The sequence below is a fragment of the Micromonospora sp. NPDC004336 genome (assembly GCF_053602615.1).
Map to the genome: position 1 here is coordinate 1 of NZ_JBSGDY010000350.1, position 2,039 is coordinate 2,039.

The window sequence follows — 2,039 nt, forward strand, 5'->3', positions numbered from 1 at the left end:
TGGCGAGGCGCCCGCCGCCCGCAGAGGCGGCGGGCGGCCGCCCGGTGACCGCCCTGAGACGTCCCGGACCCCGGCCCCGTCGCACTCTCCCCCAGGACCGCCGACGGGGCCGGTCAGGCGTCCTCCAGCAACTCCAGCACGACCCGCTCGGCCTGCTCGCGGGAGGCCCGCCCGTCCACCGGGACCACCACACCGTCGTGGTAGAGGTCGACCACGCGCGGGTCGACGTAGGACGTACGCGCCACGGTCGGGGTGTTGCCGAGCAGCTCGGCGACCTCACGCATCACCGCCGCGACGGCCCGCTTGCGCGCGGTCGCCGAGCGCGGCGAGCCGGTGGTCGCGAGCTGGGTGGCCGCCAGGACGGTGGCGTGCCAGGTCCGGAAGTCCTTCGCGGTCATCTCCCCGCCGCTGGCGTCGCGCAGGTAGTCGTTGACCTCGTCGCTGCGCACGTCGCGCCAGTCGCCGCCGGCCCAGTAGCCGAACAGCCGGTCGGCCGCGCGGCGCCGGCGGCGCAGGTTGGTCAGCACCCGGCACAGCTCCGGGTCCTCGATCCGGCGCACCTGTTCGATGCCGCCCTTGGCGGGAAACTCGAACACCACGCAGCCGCCCCGGGACCGGGCGTGCTCGGGGCGCAGCGTCGACACCCCGAAGGTCGCGTCGTCGCCGACGGCGTACTGGTCGTTGCCGACGCGGAACATGCCCATGTCCAGCAGCCGGGTCACCGTGGCCAGCACCCGGTCGCGGTTCAGGCCACGGCTCGCCAGGTCGCGCCCGACCCGGTCGCGCAGCACCGGCAGCCGGCGGGCCACCTCCAGCACGTGGTCGAACTTCGCCTCGTCGCGCTTGCGCCGCCACTCGGGGTGGTAGAGGTACTGCTTGCGGCCGGCCGCGTCCACGCCGGTGGCCTGGATGTGCCCGTTCGGGTGCGGACAGATCCACACGTCCCGCCACGCGGGCGGGATCACCAGCTCGCGCAGCCGGCCCAGCTCGTCCGGGTCGCGGACCGGCTCGCCGGCCGGGTCGAGGAAGAGCCAGCCCTTCCCGCGCCGGCGTCGCCCGTACCCCGGCCTGCCCGGATCGCTACGCCGCAACCGCACCGGAGACCCGCACCGCCCGTTCCGCCTCGTCCACGGCGGCCACCACCTGCTCCACCCCGATGGCCGTCAACGTCGGGTGGGTTCCTACCCCGTCCCACCTCGGCCAATCCCGTGGGCCGGCCCACAGCGCCCGGTGCCGGGGGCGGTCCGGCGGCGGGCCCCACAGCGCCGGCGACACCGGGCCGAAGAGCACCACCGAGGCGGTGCCGAAGCCGGTGGCCAGGTGCGCCACGCCGGTGTCCGCGCAGACCACCAGCCGGGCGTACGCGACCAGGGCCGCCAGCCCGGCCAGCCCCGTCCGGCCGGCGAGCACCCGGTCGCCGGGCAGCCCCGCCTCGTACGCGACGCGCTCGGCGAGGACGCGCTCGTCCGCGCTGCCCGTGAGGACCACCCGGTGCCCCCGGCGGGTCAGTTCCCGGGCCAGCGCGGCGAAACGCTCCACCGGCCAGCGCTTGGCCATGATCTTGGTGCCGGGGTGCAGCAGGGTGAGCCCGGTCGGGGTGTCCCCCGCCGGTGGCCGGTGCAGGGCGAGGTCGGTGGGGTCGGTGGGGATGTCGTACCAGCGGAGTAGTCGGCACCAGCGGTGCACTTCGTGTTCGTTGTCGTTCCAGTCGGGTCCGTCGTGGTGGTGGGCGTCGGGGTTGGTGTAGGCGAGGAGTCGGTCGGGTCGGGTCTGGGCGAGCGTGCGGTGGGACTGAGGGCCGCGGCCGTGGAGGTTGACGGCGAGGCGGGGCGGTGGGCCGGTCCAGGGGAGGTGGCCGAGGGTGGGGGTGTCGATGAGGGTGTCGATGCCGCCGATGAGGTGGACAAGTGGGGTGAGCCAGTGGGGTGCGGCGAGGGCGAGTTGTTCGTGGGGGTGGGTGGTGCGGAGGGCGCGGAGGGCGGGGGTGGCGGTGGTGAGGTCGCCGATGCCGAGGGCGCGGAGGGTGAGGATCATGGGTA

General features: G+C 75.4%; 2 protein-coding genes. Both read right to left on the bottom strand.

Going from position 1 to position 2,039, the window contains the following annotated elements; all coding sequences use genetic code 11:
• Positions 1-113 precede the first annotated feature (113 nt).
• A complete protein-coding gene (locus ACWENR_RS30630) occupies positions 114-1,097 on the bottom strand; it encodes a DNA topoisomerase IB (RefSeq protein WP_452280417.1) in 984 nt (327 codons plus the stop codon).
• Positions 1,081-2,034 (bottom strand): glycosyltransferase family 9 protein, encoded by a 954-nt coding sequence (locus ACWENR_RS30635; RefSeq protein WP_452280418.1) that lies wholly within the window; start codon positions 2,032-2,034, stop codon positions 1,081-1,083. The genes ACWENR_RS30630 and ACWENR_RS30635 overlap by 17 nt, the downstream gene beginning before the upstream one ends.
• Positions 2,035-2,039: the final 5 nt, after the last annotated feature.

Excerpts from the sequence above, each read along its gene's own strand:
- ACWENR_RS30635 (WP_452280418.1), bottom strand. The coding sequence starts at position 2,034 with ATGATCCTCACCCTCCGCGCCCTCGGCATCGGCGACCTCACCACCGCC.